This window comes from Dyella ginsengisoli LA-4, assembly GCF_000334915.1.
Classification (GTDB): domain Bacteria; phylum Pseudomonadota; class Gammaproteobacteria; order Xanthomonadales; family Rhodanobacteraceae; genus Dyella_A; species Dyella_A ginsengisoli_A.
This window is the reverse complement of sequence record NZ_AMSF01000037.1, coordinates 52374-74658: the sequence shown is the minus strand read 5'-3', so window position 1 is coordinate 74658 and position 22285 is coordinate 52374. Positions and strand designations below refer to the sequence as shown.

Here is a 22285-nt window from a genome sequence, read left to right as displayed (position 1 = left end):
GTTCCGGCGACGACAAAAAATGCGCTTACTTTTTGCCGCTCGCGTCTCCAGAGCGGCTTGTCTACGGTTCCGGGCATGTACCGCGCCTTCCGCGCATGTCTGGAGCCGCTCATGATTCATCACCTCCACACTCCCTCTGCACCTGCCCTTCTCAGGATGCCGGAAGTCATCCGTCGGACCGGCCTTCGCCGCTCCAGCATCTACGACGCCATGAAGCGCGGGGACTTTCCCAAGTCCGTGCCGCTGACCTCCACCGCACGAGCCTGGCACAGCGACGAGATCGACGCGTGGATCGCTGAGCGGCGCGCGGTTCGTGATGCGCTGCAGAGTGCCGCCCAAACGATGCCGCAAGCGCATTCGGTAGGGCATCATGACACGGAGTAACCGAAACGCTGAAGTGCCGCGTGAGGTAGAGCTGGCCCCCGCACACGAACTCCCTCCTCAGCCCATCGAATGGGTTTGGGATGATTGGCTGGCGACCAGATGTTTGCAGTTGATCGCGGGTGCGCCTGGGGCCGGCAAAACGACCCTTGCCATGACCATAGCCGCCGCCGTCAGTCGCGGTGGCCAAATGCCCGACGGATCCCATGTGAAGGCTGGTAGCGTCGTGATCTGGTCTGGCGAGGACGATTACAGCACTACGCTTGTACCTCGCCTGCTGGCCGCCGGGGCTGATATGACGCGCATCAAATTCGTGATGGGTATGCGGCGTGGTGATGAAAGGTTTTCGTTCGATCCTGCGAGAGATCTCCCCGAACTCCATGCGGCGATACGGTCAATACCTGATGTCCGACTGATCATCATCGACCCGGTGGTCTCAGCCGTTGCGAAGGACAGCAACCACAACTCGGACGTTCGCCGGGGACTTCAGCCGCTGGTCGACATGGCTTCGGCTATGGGTGCCGCAGTACTGGGTATTACCCATTTCTCCAAAGGCACGCAGGGCAGGGATCCGCTCGAGCGACTGACCGGGTCCTTGGCGTTTGGCGCGGTGCCGCGCCTGGTCATGGTTGCGGTGCGTCAGCCGGCAAGCGAGGATCGGCCCGAGCGACGAATCCTTGTCCGTGCCAAATCCAATAACGGTCCCGACGGTGATGGCTTCGAATTTCACCTTCGAAATGGCGAGTTGCCGGACCATCCGAAGATTCAAGCGTCTTGGGTCGAATGGGGCCCTCAGCTGAAGGGGACTGCCCGAGCCCTCTTAGCTGAGGCCGAGATGGAGGCCGATGCCCAGGCTGGGCGAGATGGCGAAGCGGTGGCATTCCTGCGCGACGCGCTCTCCGGAGGACCGCTATCGGTTGAGGAGCTCAGGCAATTAGCGGCTGAAGCTGGGATCGGGTGGCGAACGATCGAGCGACAGAAGAAGCGAGCAGGTGTCGGCTCACGTAAGAGGGGCATGAAAGGTGGTTGGGAGTGGCTTCTGCTACACAACCCCGAAAGCCAGTTACCGAAGACCGCCGAAGATACTCACCCTGTGGACGTGGTCCCCTTCGGCGGTCTTCGCGAGTCTCTGCCATCCGAAGAGATTGCCGAGGCCGTTCATCGGGAGGATTTCTGACCATGAAAGCTATCGAGACCTTGCTTCTCGTCTGGGCTGCTGGCGGTGTGTTGTCGCGAACGGGAGACACCCTGCATTTGGAAAGCCGAAACAAGCAGCTCCCACCAGAGCTGAAGGAGGCTATTCGAGCGAACAAGACCGAGCTGCTTGCGATGCTTCCCCACCATGAGCGCAGCCCGTCGCATCTGGATAGGTCAGCGCAACAGTCGCGCTGATAATGGTTGAAGGCGAATGGATGAGGAAGCGAGGTCGCATGACCAATCGAGAAGCAGCGCCGTCCTCTTCACGGCGTCACTATGGCAGCCGCCCCCACCTCGAGGACGCCCTCAGGCTGGATCTCAGCGAGCTCCGTCGGCTGGGACTGTTCGAATGCGTAGGCGCTCAAGCCATGGTGACTGGCATCGTGGATGGCCGCACGGTCAACCTCTGCCGGGCTGAGGTCAGGCTGAGGTCACACGTAGGTTGGGTCGAGGTGCGTGAGGCGGATTGTCCGGGCATCTTCGGGCCGCCAGGCCTGCAGCGGATCGAGCTCGTAGCCACGCCCACGCAGTTCGGTGGGAGGCGCTGGTGGTTTTTCTGTCCCAGCGCACGCAAGCGAGCCACCAGCCTGTTTCATTTTCCCGGTGTGGAGGGCTTCCAAAGCCGGGCGGCCTTCGATCCGCCACCGGTGTACCCCTGTCAGCGCACCAGCCGGGGGACTCACGTGTACGAGCGGATAGGAGCGATTCGTCGACGGCTGAGATTCAACGGTCCGGTCTTCGCTGTCCCGCCCAGGCCCCGGTACATGCGCTGGAGTGTCTATCTTGCCCTGGTTGCAGAGCTGTCCCAGCTCTGGGGCTCGCCCGAGCTTCCGCTCGCCCGATTCATGAAAAAGTACGGTACTGGTAGTGCTCTCGAGGCATGCAAATAAGCAAATGTTTTAGGTTTCGCAGTTCGATGCCTGCCTTGGTCGAAAATCTGCACGGTGCGCCGCCTTTCGCAAGAGACTTGAATGTGCGTGGAAACGTCCGCCACAGGTCTTTCGGTCTCTGCAATTGCGGGAACTGTTGTCGCCACCTACCCCGCATGCCACGAAGCGCCGAGCAACTGAGGATGCTGCGGCTATGGGTCGGGGATGCTGCTGGTAGAGCGATCCCCTTCGCCAAAGCCGTGATCAGATGTCGATGGCAGCCGTCTTCCAGACTTCCTGCGAAAGAGCAATGAGCATTGCGTGACGCTTCTCGATGGACGCGGCATTCCATGTTGGAAAAGCCGCTAACTTGGTGTTGATCCGCGAGATGGACGTGTTCTGCCCGACGTCGGTCAGGGCCAGCAGGCTGCGTGTCAGGTAGTTGCCGCTCTTGCCGTATTCGACCTGCTTTGCTGCGTAGAAATCATTGCCTGCAACGATATTGATTGGCTTTTCGAGCAAGGTGAGATTGCCGAGGCGATTCTTGTAGTCGTCGTAGGCCGCATTTGGATTCTCTGCAGCCCACCTCGCACGCAGTTCCGCCTTCGGGTTGTCGGGCAGGATGTGCTCGATTTCCAGCTTGGTGAAGGGCTCCAGACTGCCCGGGGTCTTCAGCCCACTGAATGCCATCTCGACGTGCTGGGTCAGGCGCGCCAGCAAGTAGCGTGTGCGGTACTGTTGCATCGAATACAGCGTGAAGCGCTTGAGCGCGTCGGCCAGTTCCTGCGACTTGCCTGCCATGTTCTTCTCGAAGCGGTCGGCAATGAAGGTGTTGAGCTGCACCTTCTGCTTCACCGGATCGCTGGCCTCGGAAATTGTGCGCAGCTCGTCGGCCCATTGGGAAAAGCTGCGTTCCAGATCTTTGGTCGGTGTCTTGGTGAAGATGTAGTAGAAGAGGAAGCTCTCCAGCTGCGCCACGAAGTGGTCGAACAGTGGCTTCGGAAAGTTCGCCGCCGCCAGCAGCAACACGTAGTGCAAGCTGAACGCGCCGCCTGCCAGCCGCTTGAGGCTGTCCATCGCCAGACTTGGCTTGCCGTCATTGCCCAGTCCGTTGGCAAAGGCCAGGTAGTGTTCGACGTTGCGGATCACCTTGCGAACGAACTCGAAGGGTTTGCCTTCGTAGTCGCATAGCGCCGCGTTGTCCTTGGCGATAAACCAGTCGTAGATCTCGTCCTCGCGCACCACCGCATCGCCGCGCTCGTTCTTGATCGTGTAATTGGCCATCAAGAAATAGCGCAGGAAGCGCAGCGGCTTTTCCTTCTCCTTCTCCAGCGGCTTGGTGATCTTTTTCCACTCGTCCTTGAGCTGGGTGAACTGCGTTTGCTTGACCTGCGTGAACAACAGGTTCTTGAGCAAGTCCATCGGGTTCAAGCCAACGCCGCGCTCGTTGATGGTCTCGAAAATCTTCAGCGCGCTGCTCACGTCGGTGGAGATCTGGATGAACACGACGTTTGTAGCGAGATAGAACCAATACTTCTTGAGCTTGGCGTCGTCGTCGTAGTTATCTTTCAGATAACGATACAAGGTTGAGTAGGCGTTGATGAGGTTTTCCAGCGATCCGAAGCTAGCGATTCCCGATGCCTGGACGCCGGAGCGCACGGCCACGGGATCGCCATTGATCTCGACCACCTTAGCCATGACCTCAGCCGCGCTTTCGTAGCGAGGATCAAGCTTGAGACGAGTCACGATCCCGGTATTGCCGGTGTAGCTGTCGGAAATCAGTCGCTTGAGGTGCTCGGCTTCCGGCTCTTGTTGCAGGAGGCGCCGCAACGCGCACAGCAACAGGAAGAACGTGGTTAGACGTTGCTGGCCGTCGATGACCTCGTAGTGGTTCTTCTGGTCGGTTGGCGACACCAGCACGGTACCGATGAAGTATTCGCGCGTTGTGCCCACATCGATCTGCTCGCCGATGTCCTCCAGCAGCTGATGCACTTCTTTGTCCGTCCAGACGTACTCGCGCTGGTAGTCCGGGACGATGTAGAAGCACTCCCTGAAGGCTTCCTCGATACTGTATTTGTGGTTTTCGATGCGGGCCATGTGCTTCCTCTGCTTGCTCTGTCAAAATTCCCGCATCACAGATACTCCGCCATCAATCTGAGCACTCTCTTGAACTCGTCGTCCGCTCCACCACCACCGGTGCGCGTTCCGCCCAAAGTTGCAGTCGTGTTTTTCTTAAAGGAGTCGTAGTTATAACCAAAGGTGGTACGCCCGAAAGAGCCATTTTGGGTTGCGACCCAATTTTTCAGATCCTTTCTAATTTTGGCATCATGCGCCACGTCATAAGGTTTTGTGGGATCGGATGACTTGATGCGATCAATATGCTGAGGGTGAGCCTCCAAAAACTGCTGTGCCACTCCCACTGCTTGCGTCACATGTCCACGAGTACCGTCGGACTGGCCGACTCCTTTTTCAAGCACGACCCAAGCCATATGAGAATTATGTGTATGGTTCTTTATCTCATTCAAACATTTTTTGTAGAACCACTCTTTAGATTTGATAGCCATAACGATTTCCCTTTGAAGAAGAAAGCCACGTAGTTACGTGGTGTTGCCGTGCGGGTGGTGCTTTCCAGTGAAAAACTACCCACTTGGAATAATTTCAATATATCCGATCAGTTCCGCAGAGTAGCTGCCGTCACCGTTTGCGGCTCCCTTGTGCTTCAGCTCACGCTGTAAGGTCGGCTCAACCATTCTGGCGAACAGATCAATCCGCTGCTCTGGTTGGAGGGTCGGCGTGTCGGACGGTGCTTGCAGGTATTTTTCGTATAGGCGCTCGACCGCCGGAATGCGGGTGCCGTCCTTTTTGACGGCGATGGGCTGCACGACCACGCGGCGTTCGCCTTTGCCATCAGATGCTTGAACCATCCAAAGCGACAGCAGTATCGGCTCGTCCACGTCGCCGGACACGGCAATACCGACCTCCTCCGGCGGCACACTGCGCCAGCGTCCCAGCTCCTCCTGTACCAACGGGTGATCCAAGCCCAGCAGTTGCAGTGATTCCTGATTCGTCGCCGCATCGCGGCTCAGGGTGAAGCAAGCGCGGCGCGTGCCGTCCGCTGCGACGAGGTCGTAGGTCGCAGCGTCCACCTTGACCAGCTTCTGTTGGCGTTCCGCGACCGCCGCCGACAGAAAGCGTACCAGTCGATCCAGGCTGGAGGACACATCTGAGAAGGGCTTGTAGTCGTCGAGAGTAAAACCGTCGAGGTCTTGGAACAGATCGAACACCACCTGCCGCGCCTCGCGTGAATTCGACAGCGCCGCCTCCAGCTCCACCTGCGTGCGTTTTAGCTCTGGGTCGGACAGCGCCTCCTGGTACAGTCGGTCGTAGTTCAAGCGTTCCGACAACTGCCCCAGAATCTGCGCACGCAGGTCTTCGGCCACATTGCCCTGGTCATCCACCTTGCCGACGGTGCGCGCGATCTCGGTGAGCTTTTCGTCGAGCAGCAGGAAGATGCGCCCTTCGATGGTGTCCGACAGCACGAGGTTGTAGACCTGCGCGGTGTGGCTCTGGCCGTAGCGATGGATGCGCCCGATGCGCTGCTCCATATCCATCGGATTCCACGGCAGGTCGAAATTGAACAAGACACGCGCGAACTGCAGGTTGATACCTTCGCGCCCGGCCGCCGTGCAGACCAGCACGCGCGGGCCATCCTTCAGGCGGAAGCGCCGTTCCGCAGCCACCTTCGCGCCGTGGTCACCGCCGCGCAGCACGGCGACGCCCTGGCCGGGGAAGGTCTGCTCGATCTCGCGGGCGATCATGTCCACCGTGCCGAGGTAAGTGGCGAAGATCACGATCTTCTCGTTGGCGTTCTGCCGCCACAGCGTGCCCAAGCCGTCGAGCAGCTTTTGCATCTTGGTCTCACGCTCTGCCGGGAACACGCGCAGCAGGTCGCCGATGCGCAGGCGCTCCTCTGGCAGATGCAGGTCCACCACCGCCGACGCGGCTTCTTCCGCGTGTGTGGCCGAATACTCGCTTCCGTAAGGATCGGAGGCCATTTCCAGCGCCTCCTCGTCCAGTTTCTTCACCAGCTGGTACTTCAGATCAGCCAGCACGCGATCCACTTCGCTGCGCCCGACGCTGTCGCGCGACAGGCCGAACTCCTCGTGGATCAGCTCGCGCGCCTCCTCAGTCAGGCGCTCGCGGCCTTCGATGTCCAGTTCCCTGTCGCGCAGAAACGCTTCGTGCAGCGTCAGCATCAGCAGGCGGCGCTTGAGCGTGCGTCGGACGGCGGCGAAGCTCGACGCCGCGATCTTCTGGAAGATCGCCATCAGGAAGCCCAGTGCACGACCTTGGTTGCCTTGGCGGCGCGCGAGGTCGAAGCCGTCCTCCAGATACTCGCGCAGCTTCTCGTAAAACAGCCGCTCGGCTTGGTTCATCACGAAAGATTCGGTGTGAACCCAGCGCCGCGCAAACAGCGGGGAGCCATCCGGCTGGCAGGCGTCCGCCTTGGTGCGGCGGAACATCACCGTGTTGAGCCGGTGCCGCTCCTCCAACATCTCCTCGGGGCTGCGGAACAGCGTCGGATTAAGCAGTTGCGCCAGCATCCAGAACTGGAAGTGGTTCCCCTGGTGCGGCGTGGCCGACAGCAGCACGAGGTCGCGAGAATGATCCTTAAGCGCCTCGGCCAGCTTGTAGTTTTCGGTCTTGCGCACCTTCCCACCGGTGCGATATGCGGTCAGATGATGCGCTTCGTCGAACACCACCAGATCCCAGCGTGGCGCGTTCAGGAGGCGCTTGATCCGGCCCGGGCGCTTCAGCGTGTCAATGCTGGCGATCAGACGGTCGTGTTTGGCGAAGGCATTGGTCTTGCGGTCGGTGATGTCGCCTTCGGAGCCGAACACCTCGAAGTCGAGGTTGAACACCTCGTTCAATTCCCGATGCCAGTTGTTCACCAGGCCCGCAGGCACCACCATCAGAGCGCGGGTTAATTCGCCCCGGCTGGCCAGCTCGCGCAGGATCAGCGCGGTTTCGATGGTCTTGCCCAAGCCCACCTCGTCGGCAATCAGATAGCGCCGGGGTGAGGCGGTGGCGATGCGGTGCGTGAGCACCACCTGATGCGGCAAAAGGTCGATCTTGGCTGAGGTCAGCGCCGAGGCGCTTTCCATCACCGGCAGGGCGTGCGCCTCGTAGGACAGCCATGCCTTGCGCGACCGCTCCGCGCCGCCATTCACGGCGTGCAGGATGCGTTCGGTGCGCGTGAGTTCGCGCCGCAGCGATGCCACTGGCACGCGGCGTTCCCCGATGCCGAAGAACGCGCGCAAATACCCGTCACGCGCCGGGTCGATGACGATGCCTTGGCCGTGCTCGTGGTGGGTGATGCGCTCGCCGGGTTGGAACTGAATTTCTGCCGTCACGCAGCCACCCTCAAGTAATACGCAGATGGAACAGGCCGGCAGGCTTGCTGCTGTCGCGTAGTAGAATTTCCTGCGGGTATTCGTTGGCTTGGCCCCACAGGATTCGGCCGAGGTCGATCTGATGCCCGTGGGGTGTGTGGCACAGCCAGCTCACCTCATCGGTGGCTGCATTCGCCTTGATGCGGTTGTGGCCTCCAGGCAGCCAGAACACCAACGCGCCATCGCTTCCCCATTCGTCCTGAAACGAGAGCACGGCAGGCTTGATGTTGTCCGCCAACCACGTTTCGGCATCGGGTGGCGTCAGCAGATCGAGGCTGCCATCCAGCCCGGCGACCACCAGCGTTCTGCCGTCATTGCTGGGCAATTCGTCGGGCCATTGACCTTTGGCACGCAGAAACTGGCGCAGGCTCAACACCTCGTTGGCCGCGCAGATCTGGTTGCGCGCTTCCTCGTCCCACACCCAACTGGTGCCGCGCCGCTGCCACACCGTGTCGCGCAGTTGCCTCATTGGTCGTACTCCCCATCGTCTTCAAACAACAAAGTCTGCGCGGGCTGGGGTGCCTGGTTTGCCTGCCATGCGTTGTGGATGGACACCGCACGCGATGCCGCGTTGCGGGTGGCCTGATCAGGGCCGTTGCGATGCAGCCATTCCAGCAACGGTCTCAGCGCGACGTGCGGCTTGAAGTTTTCGTTCTTCAGCGTGTCCGAGGCATTGATGCCGCTGTTGTCGAAACACGCTCCGATCAGTACAAGCGCCTGATCCAGATCGGACGTCAAGCGACGGCGGTGCTTGCCTTGCCATTCGCGTGCGAATTCCAGCGGATTGGTGCGGGTGAACACCTTGTTCTTCTCCGCGCACCATCCGCGCTGCACGAATTCGTCCGGTGTGGTGATCGAGCCTTTCAGAAACTTCTGCAACTGGTCGCGCTTCAGCTCGGCGGCTACTCCGAAGGTGCGCAGGAACTGGCGCGTGATCGGCTCGGCATTGACTGGCGGCGCTTCCTTGCCCTTGTCGGCATCCTCGTCGATGAGCTGGTTGATGCCGACCAGCGCGTCGCGCACGGAGATAGTTCGGCCTTCGTCCACATAGACCTTACCGTAATGACGCGAAAAATATTCCAGCGCCTTGCCGCGCCGGATGACCTGAATGTCCGCGGCAGGCAGACCTTCCTTCGCGTGGTTTTCCAGCATGGCTTGCAACTGGCGCACGTCGGCCATCACCTCACGGCGCATCCGGCCCCAACTCACCGGCTTGGGTTCTTCGGTGCGCTTGCGGCAGACGTGGATGATGTCGTACTCGATGGTCTTGGAACCGAACTCGCCTTCGCCCTTGGTTTCGTCGGAGCGGATGGGATACGTTGCTTCAAGGTAGTAGCCCGCGTCGAACAGCGACTCCAGCACAGCCACCCACGGCTCATCTTCACTGTGGTGGAAGGTGAAAGCCAGAATGCCGCTTGGTTTGAGTACGCGATGCGCTTCGCGCCAGCACTGCGTGAGCAGGCGCTGGTAGAAGCCATCTGGGTCTTCTGGTTCGCGTGCGCGGTTGGCCACTGCTTCCAGCGACTTGGGTGTGTAATCGGCGCGGAAGTAGTCGGGGTACTTGTCCTTCAGCGCGAGGCGCAGCCAGACGTAGAAAAAATCAGACAGCTCCGAGTAATGCAGCAGGCCACCGAAGGGCGGATCGGTGATGACCAGATCGAGGCTGGATGTGGAGACATGCGCGAGATCGGTGGACGATCCTTGGAACACGCCAACGTCGCCGACGGGATCACCGGGATAGACCTTTTCGCTCTTGCCAGCAATTTGTTCTGCCAATGTAGGAGCCTGACGCTTTAGGGTTTCGAGGCTCGCTGCTTCCCAAGGATCTACAGCCCATTCGCGCCCCTCAACGATGCCCTCGACGCAGGCCGCCCAGTTGCCGCGCCCAAGCGCGGGGAACACACAGTTTTCGACAACAGTGGACTTAGGATGAAAATTGTTGTTTGCAAACTGTGGTTCCAGCTTGTCGCCCTGCACATTCCATAAAGTGAATTGGCTCTGGTTGCGAAGATATTGCTGGAAGGCACCAAGCACATACTCGCGTGTTTTCCATTCATAGCCTCCAACCTCGACAATCGCTTTCAGAAGCTGTGCGTGAACGAGCAACTGGCGAGGATTGAACATCGTCCACCAGTGCGTGAAACCGTGGTTCGGAACGCCACCTTGCAGATGGTGTGTCATGAAGCCATAGGCCAATTCAGAGCGAGGCCAGTAGTCCTTGAGATCGGCATCCTTGCGCGTCTCCCATTCCGCGAACGCGGCGTCGTACTGCAGGGCGTGCGCCACATCGAATGCAGCGAAGAAGCGGCCGTTGTAGGGCTTGCCCGCTTCATCTCGTTTGGGTGCATACCCCTGGACCGAGTAGGCAGCCATCGGCCCGGTCTTGCCCGTAGCCTTGATGGTAGAAAGCACATCCTGCACCGTGCCGCAAGCCGAGCAGGCGTAGTGCGACTTCTTGGGCACCGTGCCTTTGTCGGGCGCAAAGGTGACACCCGTTTCCGGATCGGTCACTTCATCCGGCAACGCGCCGCGCACTTCCACCAGACGAATCTTCGCAGCGCGTGCAGCGTCCCATCGCGTGGTCGCCGCCACGTCGTCCTGCGCCGAACCGCCGTAGGGCGCGCCCGTATCATCCTGCTTCGCTTCGCCCGCTAGCCATTGCGGATGCACCAGCAGACTCAGTTCCACCTTTTTATTCTTGCCCTTGCCGAGATTCACTAGCGCGGCGTGGCCGCAGTGTGGGCAGATCACCCCCTTCTTGCGGTCGAGCACGGAGTACGGCGCTTCGGTAGGGGCGACTACGAGCGGCGCATCGGGGGCCATGCGCGCGGCTTCTTCCTCCACAGAGAACGCCTCACCGCATTTGCCGCAGATGTGTTCCCAATGCTTGACGGTCAGCGTTTTCACCGCCATCACCGGGCTCGTCATTATCGGTGTTCGGTGGCCGCAGCCCGTCACCTGACAGGGGCCGTGCTTGGCCCAGAAGGTATAGATGATCTCCGGGCCTTCGTACTGGTAGTCCTTGCGCTCGCCGCGCGGAATGGTGAGCGGGTCAAAGGCGGCGGGCATCACCTTGCCCGTGGGTAAATGCATCCATTTGCCTTTCTCCCCCTGCGGGCCGTCGCAGTAGTAATACGGCATGATCTGCGGCTTGACCTCCGCCTCGATGTCGGCGAGGAGCTTCTTCACCTCGTCCAAATCGACGTTGGCCAGTTCTTGCTTGACCACGAACCATGCGACCGGGTTGAGGTCGTTGCCGATCATCTGCATGCCGAGGCGCGAACCCTCCACCAGCGTGGTGCCGCCGCCCATGAAAATGTCCGCCACCTTCAGGTGTTTGAACGCGCCTTTCTTCTGGTGATTAGCGTAGTAGTTCTCCCAGACCAGTTTCGCCGCGTGCGAGGAATCTTCCGGTGCTTTGGTGGCCGCCGCGATCAGCATGGAGCGGAACACGCTGGAACGCCGCCGCGCCCACCATTTGGACATCTGGTAGATGGGCTTGCCCGCGTTGCCTTCGATCACCGCCACCTGATTGACCGGCAGGATGGGGAAATCCACCTCCAAGCAGGTCTTGGGGCGGTTGGGGTCGTTGAAGTCGACCGTCTCAAGCGCGACCGCCTTGCCTGCGCCAACGGCTTTGGCAACTTCTTGTCGGAGTAGTTGTTTTTTGGTGGCCATCAGCCGCAATCCTTACTTGGTCAGTTCGACGAAGGGCGACAGCACTTCCAGCAGTGACAGGCCGCCATGCGTGAGCGTCGGGTAGCCGCCCTGGCTGCGCCACTTCCTGCGGCCCAGGGCCAGCAGGTGCGCGCCGTGAGGGCCGTTGATCTGCAATGCCACGGGCGGCACGAAGGGGCCGGTGTCTGCGGTTCCCGTCTTGCTGCGCGAGCTTCCAAACGTCTGCTTGAGGAACTGGCCAACCTCGCCATCGGCATCGGGGAAGTAGCCGGTGGCCGCGTAGCCGTGATCGGAGGTGATGACCAGCCGCCGCCCGGTGGCGAGGCGCTCCACGAAAGCCCAGAAGTCATCGCTGGACAACTGCTCCGCCACGTCCTTGGTCAGCGGCTCCAGCCCCTGGCCTGCGCCGGAGCCGTCGTGCAGCTTGGCGTCGGGCCAGTGGTGCCAGAAAATCTGATTCGGCGCGCTGCCGATCAGGGCTTGGCAGTCCTTCCACGGCAAGTCGACGGTTTCGGTGTTGGCGCCTTGAAGCTTGTGCGCGAAGCCGCCGCCGTTGCTCTGGAGCTTGCTGCGGCTGGCGAAGCCAAGCGCGCGGGCAAATTCATCGGTTTCGCCGGGCAGTTCGGAGGCGCAGGCGGCGACCTCGTGCGTGGTGAAACCGCGCTCCTTCGCGCCCTGCAACAGCCACGGCAGCTCGCGCAGGGAAAGGCCGTCGAGGATCAACACTGCCTTGGCGCTGAAGGGCTCGACCCACCAGCGCACCAAGCGATCCGAGGTGCGCTCCACGCTGTCGCCGAACGCTTGCCACAAATCCCAGCCGCTGGAGGAGAGGAACAGATCCAGTGCGCCGATCTCGCGGTCGCGCTTGACGACCTCGCTGGGCGCATTGCCTGTGGCCAGCGGTTTGCTGGCAATTTCGACTGCGTGGCCGACGATGACGCGCCAAGCATCGGCGTCGGAGGCTTGGGTCAGTGCCTGCAAGGCGCTGGCGGTCAGTGCCATCAGTCGTCCTCCTTCTCAAGGTTCAGCTCGAAGGTCATGCCTTCGGGCAGCTTCTTGAGTAGTTCCTTGAGCTGCGCACCGGTGGCGGCAGAGACCTTGATGGACACCTCCGCCACCTTGGTGGCCGGACCGATGCCCCAACCCTCGATCTTGCCGATCAGGTTCAGCGGCGATGTAGCCGGGTTCGACAGCGGCGTGCGCGGCCTGGCGGCGGCGCCGTCACCGCCAAAGATGCCTCCGCCGGGCGTGGGGGCTGGTGTGGGAGTGGACGAACCGCCCGATATGGGTTCGGACACACCCGGTGCAGGGGCCGCGCCACCACCTGATGGCACACCACCCGGTGCTGGTGCGGGCGGCGTAGAGCCACCCGTTGCGGGCACTGCCGAGGGCAGCATCACGAATACGTCGTCGAGGTGGCGACCCGTGAGCGAGAGCTTGGGACGCAGACGCCGCCACGCGGTGTCCTCGTCCTCGCCGGGGTTCGTCTGCAGGTACTCCATGCCGCGCACGTTGATGGCGACCTTGCCCTTGGCGCACAGGTGCAGGAGGCGTTCCTTCATCGCTGTTTCGCCCAGCCAAGGGATGCAATCCTGCCCGGCCGGGCGCGGCTCTTGCAGTTCGCGCAGCAACTTGCCGACTGATTCGTTGTTGCTGGCGTATACGAGCACCAGATCCTCGAAGTCCTCTGGCACGAACAGGTCGCCTTTTAGCGCCTCTTCGATGGCTTCGGGGATCTGCGAGCCCTGCTTGTCGAGACGCTCGACGCTGAATTTGCACTGCGCGGGGTCGGCGAAGTTCCAGCGTTGCAGGATGGCGAAGCGGTCGAAGCGTTTCTTGAGGTTGTCGCGCAGAGTGTTCTCGAATTCCTTGTGCAGCTTCTTGTATTCGGGGTTCTGGCCGCCCCATTCCTGCGCCTTCATTTCGGCGCGGGCGAGGACGAGGAGGTCGCGATCCATGAAGGAGTTGGTACTGCCCGCGCGCGGCAGCAGAAAGCGCACGGTGTTGCGGCGCTTCTGCAACTGGTCTTTGAGCCAGCGGCCTAGCGTGGCGTCGAGCTTGTCGGCTTCCTCGGGCAGCACGAGGATGGGCAGGCGGTCATCCCATTTGTCGGGCTGCTCGGCTTCATCGAGCGTCGTCCACGGATCGTTGACCCACGACTTGGGCAGGGCGATCACGCGGAAGATCTTGGCGACCTCGTCGCTGCCGCCGATGACATAGCGCACTTGCTTGGCGAGCTGCGCCTGATCTGCGCCGTCGGCGAATAGCTTGTCGTTGCGCGCGTAGGCCATGAGCTTGGCGCGCGGGTTCTCTTCCTCGCGGAAGAGCAGCTTGGTGCCTTCCTGATGGATGTTGAAGCTGTTCTCGACGATGGTCGCCAGCTCGACCTGGAAGGCGTTGTCGTCCACCGGCTTGCCACGGGTGATGTCCAGCTGCAGCGTGGCGGGATCGGCTCCGGCAAGGTTGCCCACGGCAATCGAGCGCAGCCACAGTGCACCGATGATTTCTTGCAGGTGTGGCGCGACGCTGGCGTGGTCGTGCCGCGCTTCCTGCACCGAGATGATGTTCTGCTGCGCCTTTTCGCGCAGCGTGCGGTGGTGCTGGTTGGCGACGGCTTCGAGCAGTGCGCCGATGCCCGAGGTGTCGTCGTCAAGCCGGAAGTCGGCAGCGGTGAGCACGGGCACGGCCTCGCCACGGCTCTTGTAGAGGTTGGCCAGGATGCGAATCAGGTCGCGCGTTTCCTGCGCATCGGTGGCGATGAGCACCTGTTCTTCGAGCAGACGCAGCAGGTGCGGCGCATAGGGCCACGATTCGGTGAACTCCCGGCTCTTGCGCTCCTGTTCGGCGGACGGCACATCGAGCAGGCGGAAGGATTCTGCGACGTGCTGCGCGACCAGCGATTCGATGGTGCCTTCGGCGATCTGCAAGCGGTTGTCGAACAGACGGTGCAGCAGCATCCGGCGGCGGTCCTGCTGGATGCGCTCGGCACTGCCACCCGCCTTGAAGTCGATGGCGATCGGGTTGACGCGATGTACCTGCTGGTAGGCGTCGCTGCCGCCGTTGCGCACCGAGATAACCAACACCAGCAGATCGGGGCGCTCTTTGGCGATCTCCGAAAGAATCTGGATGAAGTTGAATGCCCAGTTCTTCCACGGGTACTGCTTGGTGTTGGTTAGACCGTCGTACCACGTCTGGAATTCGTCCAGCAGCAGCATCGTCGGCTTGTTCTCCAGCAGCTCGATGATGAGCTTGTCGGACGGGATTTCGGTCTTGGACGCGCCCTGACCGTCCCACTTGCCCTGGATGAAGGTGCCGTGCGGATGGTTCTCGAACAGCACGTCCCACAGAAATTTATAGCGGTGGCGGTGCAAGCTTTCACCGATGACGTGCATGCCGTCACGTAGGGCGATCTTGCCGATGCTGGGGGCGGCGAGCGTGGCTGCCCATGCTTGGAGCCACGCGCGGGTTGAGGTCGGGTCGGTCACCGCGTGGTAGAGCGCGGCCATCAAGTGCGACTTGCCGAGGCCGCGTTCGCCGATCACGACCACGGGGCGGCCCTGGTTGGGGCCGACGGCCTCGATGCCTTTCAGCAGGTCGTGCGTCGGATAGGTGATCTCCAGAAACTCTTTGGCTGCAATCTGGGTCGCGCCGGTCTTCTGATCGTTGGACAGCTCGATGGCTGTGCCCTTGAGGCGCTTGCCCCGGAATTCTTCTCGTAGCGTCAGTCCAAGCATTTCCGGTCGGTCCCCTGGTTCGATGTACCAATCTTTTTTGCGCTTCCAAACACCCGTTAGCCGCGATCCTGTGGCCTGGAGCGCGGCACCCTCTTCGTGATGATTTGCGACCAGAGGCCGTATGAATGCCCCAAGGCGTGCCAAGGTCCATCTGGCCTGAGGTCGGAATGAACGGTCATCCTCAGTGGGCGCAATCCTATGCGGCAGGGTGCTCGACCCTACAAGTCTTACAGAATACGCGCGGCTTGGGGACCACTGATAAGGCCTCGAGGCATGTAGCGTTCGTCATGCTTGGCGCCCGCCCGCAGGAGCAGACCAAAGAGCCAGTCATCCCCGCAACGGAGCATGTTTTTGCCGTTCGGACGAATACCGGAGTAGGAGGGAGCAAGAAAGGCCGACGTGAATGAACCGAGGAAGGTCGAGGGACAGCCTAGAGACCGTCCCTCGAGACTGCGGCCTGCGATCAGCTCAAGAAATGCACGGCTTCTTCGCGGTCGATGTGCCGAATGACCACGCAGTCCTTGGACGCCACACCGCTGGCCTCGGCGACGCTGACGAGCTCACGATAGGCTTGGTCGGCCGTGTCGTATCCGAAGCGCAGCGCTTGATAGTGCGCTGCATCGCTGGCGGGATCGGGGAAGGTCACGTGGCAGATGGCGTAGGGTCCAGGGATCACAAAGGCCTCCTTGAAAGGGATGGAAAGGACGTGAGCTTGCAAGCGTGGCGGCTCATCGGCTGAGACGCGGTGGCGGCCGCGCAAGAAATCACGGGGGCGCATCCTACGCATCCCGCGCGCGTTGAAAAGAGGGGAGGTCGCAGTGAGGTCGGATGAGGTCGCGGCGAGGTGTGCGCGTGTCCGGAAAGAGGATGAAGCAGCCCCGTGCCCATGGGTAGCCCAATGGGTAGCTAGAAGCATCAATGGCCTGGAACCCTGTGCTGCATAAGGATTCTCAGAGTCCTACCAGGACTACCGCGCCGTCTGATCGATGCGAGTCGCGCAGGAGCCCGCTCGCGGGCGATGCTCCGGCTCTGATGCTGCATCAAAGCGAAAGGCATCGCCCGCGAGCGGGCTCCTACATGGGTCAGGGGGAGGTCAGGCCAGGCCGAGATGGCTGGCGGCGGCCTCGAAGCGTTCGATCACGTCGTCGACCGTGATCAGGTCCATCACGCCGGGTTTCTCGATCTTCGCGCCCCAGGCCAGCTCGCTGGCGGGCTTGCCGAGGAATCGACGCGCGGCATCGCCGTAGCGGTTCACGCACCAGCGGCGGTCGGAGTAAGGGCCGGAGCGGTCCGGGTTGCTGGCCGCGTGCAGGCCGAGCACGGCCGTGCCCATCGCGTTGGCCATGTGCATCGGGCCGGAATCCGGGGTGAGCAGCAGGTGCGCGCGGCCGAACATCGCCAGCGCACGCTTCAGCGTGTCCTTGCCGGTGAGATCCAGGGGCTGGTGCCGGCAGGCGGCGAGCACCGCGTCTGCCATGGTGCGCTCGGCTGCGGAAGGGCCGCCGACCAGCGCCACGCGCCAGCTCCTGTCCATCGCGTGGTCGATCACCCTGGCATAGCGCTCGGGGCGCCAGTTGCGCAGCGCATGGCTGGACGTGGGGCTGACCAGCAGGGTGGCGCGTTCGCCGGGCAGTTGCTCCTCGGCCCAGGCCTGGTCGGCCTCGGGTACCGGGATGTCCCAGCGCACCTCGGTCTGCTTCAGGCCCAGCGGCTCGCAGAAGCTGCCGATGGCGTCGAGCACGTGCTCGCCGGTGCGCGCCGGGATGCGTTCGTTGATCACCAGGCCGTGCAGGTCCTTCGAGCGGGCACGGTCGTAGCCGATGCGCCGCTCGGCGCGGATGCCCAGGCTGAGCAGGTTGGAGCGCAGCGCCACCTGCATCTGCAGCAGGGCGTCGAAACGCTCGCCCTTCAGCTCGGCATGCACGGCGCGGATGCCGGCGCGGCCGGCGGATTTGTCGAAGGTGACGAAGCGCACGCCGGGCAGATCGCCCACCAGGCGGCGCTCCAGCTTGCCCACGATCCAGGTCAGGGCGGTGGCGGGCAGCGCCCGCTGCAGGGTGCGCACCAGCGGCACCACGTGGGTGACGTCGCCGATGGCGGAGGTGCGCAGCAGGCAGATCGAGGCGGGAACGGTCATTGGCTTGGGCTAGAATCGTCGCGCCATGAATGCAGACAGCGCCCCCGACGTGCCCGGCACGAGCATGCGAGAACAGGTCCGCCGGGGCGCGGAAGGCGTGATTCTGTTCGACCCCGGCGTGTTCCCACAAGTCGACGGCGACTGGTTCGACCCGGACTACTGGCGACGCCACGGCGTGCTCAAGACGCAGAAGGGTGGGCGCGGTGGTGTGGCGGTGATCGAGACGCCGGTCGGCGAATGCGTGCTCCGGCACTACCGCCGCGGCGGCGCCGTGGCCGTGCTGATGGGTGACCTCTACCTGTGGACCGGCGCGGCGAGGACCCGTTGTTTCGCCGAGTTTCGCCTGCTGCAGGGACTGCGCGCGCGGGGTCTGCCAGTGCCCGAGCCGGTGGCGGTGTGCTACCGACGCCGCGCGCTCTGGTACAGCGCCGACCTGATCACGCGCCGCATCGCCCGCGCCGAGACCCTGGCCGAACGGCTCACCGTGAACGGCATCGGCACCGAGTTGGCTGAAGAGGTCGGCGCGCTGGTGGCGCGCTTCCATCGCGAGGGCGTCTGGCATGCCGACCTCAATGCCCACAACATCCTCATCGCGCCGAACGGGCTGTTCCTGATCGACTTCGACCGCGGCCGCCTGCGCGCGCCGGCCGAGGGTTGGCGGCTGGCCAACCTCCAGCGGCTGCGCCGTTCGCTGATCAAGCTCGGCGCGATGGAAGACCAGCCCGATGCCTTCGAGCAGCGCATCTGGGCGCCGCTGCAGCGCGGCTACGAGCGGACCTTCAGCGCGTGAGCTGGTCGCTGCATTTCCTCGGCACCGGTGCGGCGCATGCCGTGGAGCTCGGATCCTCGTCCGCGGTACTCGAACGTGACGGTCGCCCGCTGCTGCTGATCGACTGCGGCCCGGACACGCTGGACCGCTACGAGGCGGCCTATGGCGAGCCTCCGGGTGCGCTTTACATCACTCACACCCACATGGACCACGTGGCCGGGATGGAGCGTCTGTTTTTCCGGCTCTGGTTCGATTCGGAACGCCGGGGCCGCACCCGCGTGTTCCTGCATGCCGACCTGCTGCCGTGGTTGCAGATGCGGGTGGCCGATTATCCCGGTGCGCTGGCCGAGGGCGGCGCGAACTACTGGGAGGCCTTCCAGCTGGTGCCATGCACGCGTGGCTTCTGGCTGGACGGTCTGTGGTTCGACGTGTTCGCCACGCGCCACCATCGCCCCGGTACCTCGTTCGGCGTGGCCCTGCGTGGCAGCTTCCTCTATACCGGCGATACCCGGCCGATCCCGGAGATGCTTGCCGTGCAGGGCGCCGGGACCGGATGCATCGCGCACGACTGCGGGATGGTGGGCAACCCGTCGCATACCGGCGTGGACGACATCGAGCGCGAGTACGATACCGCGCTGCGCGAGCGACTGTGCCTTTACCACTACGGCAGTGCGGCGGATGGCGAGGCCCTGGAAGCGCGTGGCTACCGCGTCGCGCGTCCGGGCGGACGCATTCCGCTGGATGCGCCGCCCGCACCGCATGCCGACGCTGGCTGAACGTCGCGCCGCTTGTCTCGGCCCATGCGTGCCGCTATCCTTCCGCCTCTTTGCCGGGGCAGGTTCGCCCGGCTCGCAGGTCGCCCGTCCACGGGTGTCTGCGGACCGGCGCCGCAGGACGCAGCCCGGGAAAGTTTCGCGGAGAGGTGTCCGAGTGGTTGAAGGAGCACGCCTGGAAAGTGTGTATACGGCTTATCCCCGTATCGCGGGTTCGAATCCCGCCCTCTCCGCCAATTCCTGAGGTGCGCGACGGTCGAAAGTCGGCGCGAAGGTAAAAAAGCCGCCGATCCGATCGGCAGCGACAGGGCGTAAAGCCCAACGTCTATGGTGGCCCCGTCGGTCCCCCCGCGACGATAGTCCGCAAACTCCGCCAGGTCCGGAAGGAAGCAACGGTAGTGGATGATTCGGGTGCCGGGGTGTGGCTGGCGGGGCCGCCACCTTTCCGGGACCCGCGCGGCTGACTTGCCCGTCCCGACTTGGCACAATCGGCCTTTGCCCCCAAGTCCTCCCGGACTGATCCGGCGCAGCAATACAGGCCTTTCCCGCATGTCCTACCAGGTACTCGCGCGCAAGTGGCGCCCCCGCAAGTTCGCCGAACTGGTGGGCCAGGAACACGTCGTGCGCGCGCTGACCAATGCGCTCGACACCGGTCGCATGCACCACGCCTACCTGTTCACCGGTACCCGCGGTGTGGGCAAGACCACCATCGCGCGCATCTTCGCCAAGTCGCTGAACTGCGAGCGCGGCGAATCGGCCGATCCCTGTGGCGAGTGCTCGGTGTGCACGGCGGTGGATGCCGGCCGCTTCGTCGACCTGCTGGAAATCGACGCGGCCAGCAACACCGGTGTGGACGACGTGCGCGAGGTGATCGAGAACGCGCAGTACGCCCCCTCGCGCGGTCGCTTCAAGGTGTACCTGGTCGACGAGGTGCACATGCTCTCCAAGCCGGCCTTCAATGCCCTGCTGAAGACGCTGGAGGAGCCGCCGCCGCACGTGAAGTTCCTGCTCGCCACCACCGACCCGCAGAAGCTGCCGGTGACGGTGCTGTCGCGCTGCCTCAAGTTCAATCTCAAGCGCCTGCTGCCCGAGCAGATCTCCGGCCAGATGCGGCACATCCTCGGCGCCGAGGGCATTGCCTTCGAGGATGCGGCGATCGCCGAGCTGGCGCGTGGCGCCGACGGTTCGCTGCGCGACGGTCTGTCGCTGCTCGACCAGGCGATCGCCTATGGCGGCGGCGCGCTGAAGGCCGACGACGTGCGCGCCATGCTCGGCAGCGTGGCGCGTGGCCAGGTGCTGGGCCTGCTGCAGGCGCTGGCGGCTGGGCAGGGCGAGGCGCTGATGCTCGAGTGCGCGCGCATCGCCTCGTACTCGCCGGATTTCGGCGGCGTACTCGATGACGTGGCGGCCGTGCTGCACCGGATTCAGCTGATGCAGCTGGTGCCGGGCTACCAGGCCGAGGGCGACGAGGGGGCCGGCGAGGAGCTGGCCGCGCTGGCGCAGCAGTTCGCTCCGGAGGACGTGCAGCTCTACTACCAGATCGCCACCACCGGCCGCCGCGACCTGCCGATGGCGCCGGATGCGCGCACCGGCTTCGAGATGGCCGTGTTGCGGATGCTGGCGTTCCGGCCGGGCGAGGTTGGCGATGCGCCGGCGGCCCGTTCGGTTCCGGCGCGCGCGATGCCAGCTGCCGCTACGGTCTCCAGCCCGGTGCGCCCGGCCCCCGAACGTGCCACGCCATCGGCGGCCGCGGCACCGCGGCCACCCGCACCGGCTCCCTCCGCACCGGCACCCGCACCGGCCGGCGCCGCGCCGGCGTCGCGCCGCGCCGTACCGACGGATGCCCGCGGCCTGCCCGACTGGGTCGCGCTGATCGACCAGGCCGGGCTGCGTGGCCCGCTCGGCCAGCTGGCGCAGAATGCCGCGCTGCGTGACCGCGACGGCCAGACGCTGACCCTGGTGCTGCAGGAGGCGCACATGCACCTGGCGGTGGAGCCGATGGTCGGCCAGATGGAGGAGCGGGTCAGCGACGCACTGGGCGAGCGCATCCGCCTGCGCTTCGTCAGTGATGCCAGCGCCGCCAACCAGACCCCGGCCGCCCGCGCCGCCGAGGCGCGCGATGCCGCCCAGGCGCGCGCCGAACAGTCCATCGAGGAAGATCCCCTGGTGCAGGCGCTCAAGCGCGATTTCGGCGCCCGCGTCGTACCCCAATCCATCAAGCCCGTGTCGGGCTGACCCCAAGAACGACGGAGTACCCCCCATGAGAGGACAGATCGGCCAGCTGATGCAGCAGGCGCAGCGCATGCAGGAAGACATGAAGCGTGCGCAGGATGAACTGGCGAAGATGGAAGTCACCGGCAGCGCCGGTGGTGGCCTGGTCAGCGTGATGATGACCGGTGCGCATGAGGTCCGCCGCGTGCAGATCGACCGCAAGCTCTTCGCCGACGATCCGGAGATGGCCGAGGACCTGGTGGCCGCCGCCGTGAACGACGCGGTGAACAAGGTGGCGGCGGCCAGCAAGGACCGGCTTGGCGGCGTGACCGCCGGCCTGAACCTGCCGCCGGGCTTCAAGATGCCGTTTTGAGACAGGAGTGAGGGAAGGGGAGTGAGGAGCGAGAGTGCGGTCATCGGCGATCCTCCGCTTTTCTCTCACTTCTCACTCCTCTCCACTCACTCCTCGAATCTCCCCCATGTCATCCGCATCCCCCCTCCTCGCCGAACTGATCGACGCCCTGCGCTGCCTCCCTGGCGTGGGCGCGAAGAGTGCCCAGCGCATGGCCTTCCATCTGCTGGAGCGCGAGCGTGAGCGCGGGCTGAAACTGGCCGGCGTGCTGGAGCAGGCGATGCAGCGCATCGGCAACTGCAGCCGCTGCCGCAACTTCAGCGAGGAGCCGGTGTGTGCGCTGTGCGCCAGCTCCAGTCGCGACCGCCACGTGCTGTGCGTGGTCGAGTCGCCGACCGACCTGGCGGCGGTGGAGCAGGCGACCGGCTATCGCGGGCAGTACTTCGTGCTGCTTGGCCGGCTCTCGCCGCTGGATGGCCTGGGCCCGCGGGAGCTCGGCCTGCACCTGTTGACCGAGCGGCTGGCCGAAGGCGAGGTGGAAGAGCTCATCCTCGCCACCAGTCCGACCGTGGAAGGCGAGGCGACCTCGCACTATCTGGTGCAGCTGGCGCGGGCGGGCGGCGTGAAGGCCACACGTCTAGCCCATGGCGTGCCGCTGGGTGGCGAACTCGAGTACGTCGATCGCGGCACGCTGGCTCACGCCTTCGGCAGCCGGCAGGCGGTGGAGTGAG

The 22285-nt window shown here is 63.6% G+C and carries 17 protein-coding genes, 1 tRNA gene and 1 other RNA gene; 10 read left to right on the top strand and 9 right to left on the bottom strand.

All coding sequences use genetic code 11. The annotated features are described in order from the left end of the window. Positions 1-111 precede the first annotated feature (111 nt). Genes C693_RS21555 through C693_RS21545 form a run of 3 tightly spaced genes read left to right on the top strand, consistent with a single transcriptional unit; the run spans position 112 to position 1773 of the window. Positions 112-384, top strand: a complete 273-nt coding sequence (locus C693_RS21555) for a helix-turn-helix transcriptional regulator (protein ID WP_052329386.1) — start codon at positions 112-114, stop codon at positions 382-384. After that, positions 371-1558 carry an AAA family ATPase gene (locus tag C693_RS21550; RefSeq protein ID WP_083868283.1) on the top strand — a complete coding sequence of 396 codons (1188 nt, stop codon included), beginning with the start codon at positions 371-373 and terminating at the stop codon, positions 1556-1558. The genes C693_RS21555 and C693_RS21550 overlap by 14 nt, the downstream gene beginning before the upstream one ends. Before the next feature lie 2 nt (positions 1559-1560). Beyond that, positions 1561-1773, top strand: coding sequence for a hypothetical protein (locus C693_RS21545; RefSeq protein WP_043598625.1), 213 nt, complete (start codon positions 1561-1563; stop codon positions 1771-1773). A gap of 938 nt (positions 1774-2711) precedes the next feature. Here the strand turns inward: C693_RS21545 and C693_RS0110805 are convergent. From C693_RS0110805 to C693_RS0110770, 9 genes are all read right to left on the bottom strand, one after another. After that, positions 2712-4544: a DUF262 domain-containing protein gene (locus tag C693_RS0110805; protein WP_017462292.1), complete on the bottom strand. Its 1833-nt coding sequence runs from the start codon at positions 4542-4544 to the stop codon at positions 2712-2714. Positions 4545-4579: 35 nt separating this feature from the next. Continuing rightward, positions 4580-5011 (bottom strand): hypothetical protein, encoded by a 432-nt coding sequence (locus C693_RS23690; protein ID WP_157798595.1) that lies wholly within the window; start codon positions 5009-5011, stop codon positions 4580-4582. Positions 5012-5086: 75 nt separating this feature from the next. Further along, a complete protein-coding gene (locus C693_RS0110800) occupies positions 5087-7861 on the bottom strand; it encodes a DEAD/DEAH box helicase (RefSeq protein WP_017462291.1) in 2775 nt (924 codons plus the stop codon). Between the two features lie 10 nt (positions 7862-7871). Beyond that, positions 7872-8369: a hypothetical protein gene (locus C693_RS0110795; RefSeq protein WP_017462290.1), complete on the bottom strand. Its 498-nt coding sequence runs from the start codon at positions 8367-8369 to the stop codon at positions 7872-7874. Then, entirely contained in the window at positions 8366-11578 is a 3213-nt protein-coding gene (locus C693_RS0110790; RefSeq protein WP_017462289.1) for a hypothetical protein, read from the bottom strand. The genes C693_RS0110795 and C693_RS0110790 overlap by 4 nt, the downstream gene beginning before the upstream one ends. A gap of 12 nt (positions 11579-11590) precedes the next feature. After that, on the bottom strand, positions 11591-12580 hold the full coding sequence (locus C693_RS0110785; RefSeq protein ID WP_017462288.1) for a hypothetical protein: 990 nt from the start codon (positions 12578-12580) through the stop codon (positions 11591-11593). Beyond that, on the bottom strand, positions 12580-15312 hold the full coding sequence (locus C693_RS0110780) for a DUF499 domain-containing protein (protein ID WP_017462287.1): 2733 nt from the start codon (positions 15310-15312) through the stop codon (positions 12580-12582). Before C693_RS0110780 ends, C693_RS0110785 begins: the two co-directional genes overlap by 1 nt. Before the next feature lie 463 nt (positions 15313-15775). Further along, complete coding sequence (locus tag C693_RS0110775) at positions 15776-16090, bottom strand: hypothetical protein (protein WP_157798594.1); 315 nt, start codon at positions 16088-16090, stop codon at positions 15776-15778. Between the two features lie 315 nt (positions 16091-16405). After that, positions 16406-17449, bottom strand: coding sequence for a glycosyltransferase family 9 protein (locus C693_RS0110770; protein WP_017462285.1), 1044 nt, complete (start codon positions 17447-17449; stop codon positions 16406-16408). Between the two features lie 25 nt (positions 17450-17474). Here C693_RS0110770 and C693_RS0110765 point away from each other — a divergent pair, with 25 nt between their 5' ends. From C693_RS0110765 to recR, 7 genes are all read left to right on the top strand, one after another. Next, the gene (locus tag C693_RS0110765; protein ID WP_017462284.1) at positions 17475-18239 is read left to right on the top strand and encodes a 3-deoxy-D-manno-octulosonic acid kinase; all 765 of its coding nucleotides are present in this window, start codon (positions 17475-17477) and stop codon (positions 18237-18239) included. Beyond that, entirely contained in the window at positions 18236-18994 is a 759-nt protein-coding gene (locus tag C693_RS0110760) for an MBL fold metallo-hydrolase (protein ID WP_017462283.1), read from the top strand. Before C693_RS0110765 ends, C693_RS0110760 begins: the two co-directional genes overlap by 4 nt. 140 nt (positions 18995-19134) lie before the next feature. After that, a tRNA-Ser gene (locus C693_RS0110755) sits at positions 19135-19227 on the top strand. Between the two features lie 101 nt (positions 19228-19328). Next, positions 19329-19425: signal recognition particle sRNA small type (gene ffs / locus C693_RS23035), an RNA gene on the top strand. 115 nt (positions 19426-19540) lie between these two features. Continuing rightward, the gene (dnaX, locus tag C693_RS0110750) at positions 19541-21226 is read left to right on the top strand and encodes a DNA polymerase III subunit gamma/tau (protein WP_017462282.1); all 1686 of its coding nucleotides are present in this window, start codon (positions 19541-19543) and stop codon (positions 21224-21226) included. A gap of 25 nt (positions 21227-21251) precedes the next feature. Then, on the top strand, positions 21252-21575 hold the full coding sequence (locus C693_RS0110745; RefSeq protein WP_017462281.1) for a YbaB/EbfC family nucleoid-associated protein: 324 nt from the start codon (positions 21252-21254) through the stop codon (positions 21573-21575). Positions 21576-21681: 106 nt separating this feature from the next. Continuing rightward, the gene (recR, locus tag C693_RS0110740; protein ID WP_017462280.1) at positions 21682-22284 is read left to right on the top strand and encodes a recombination mediator RecR; all 603 of its coding nucleotides are present in this window, start codon (positions 21682-21684) and stop codon (positions 22282-22284) included. The last annotated feature ends 1 nt before the right edge of the window (position 22285 follow it).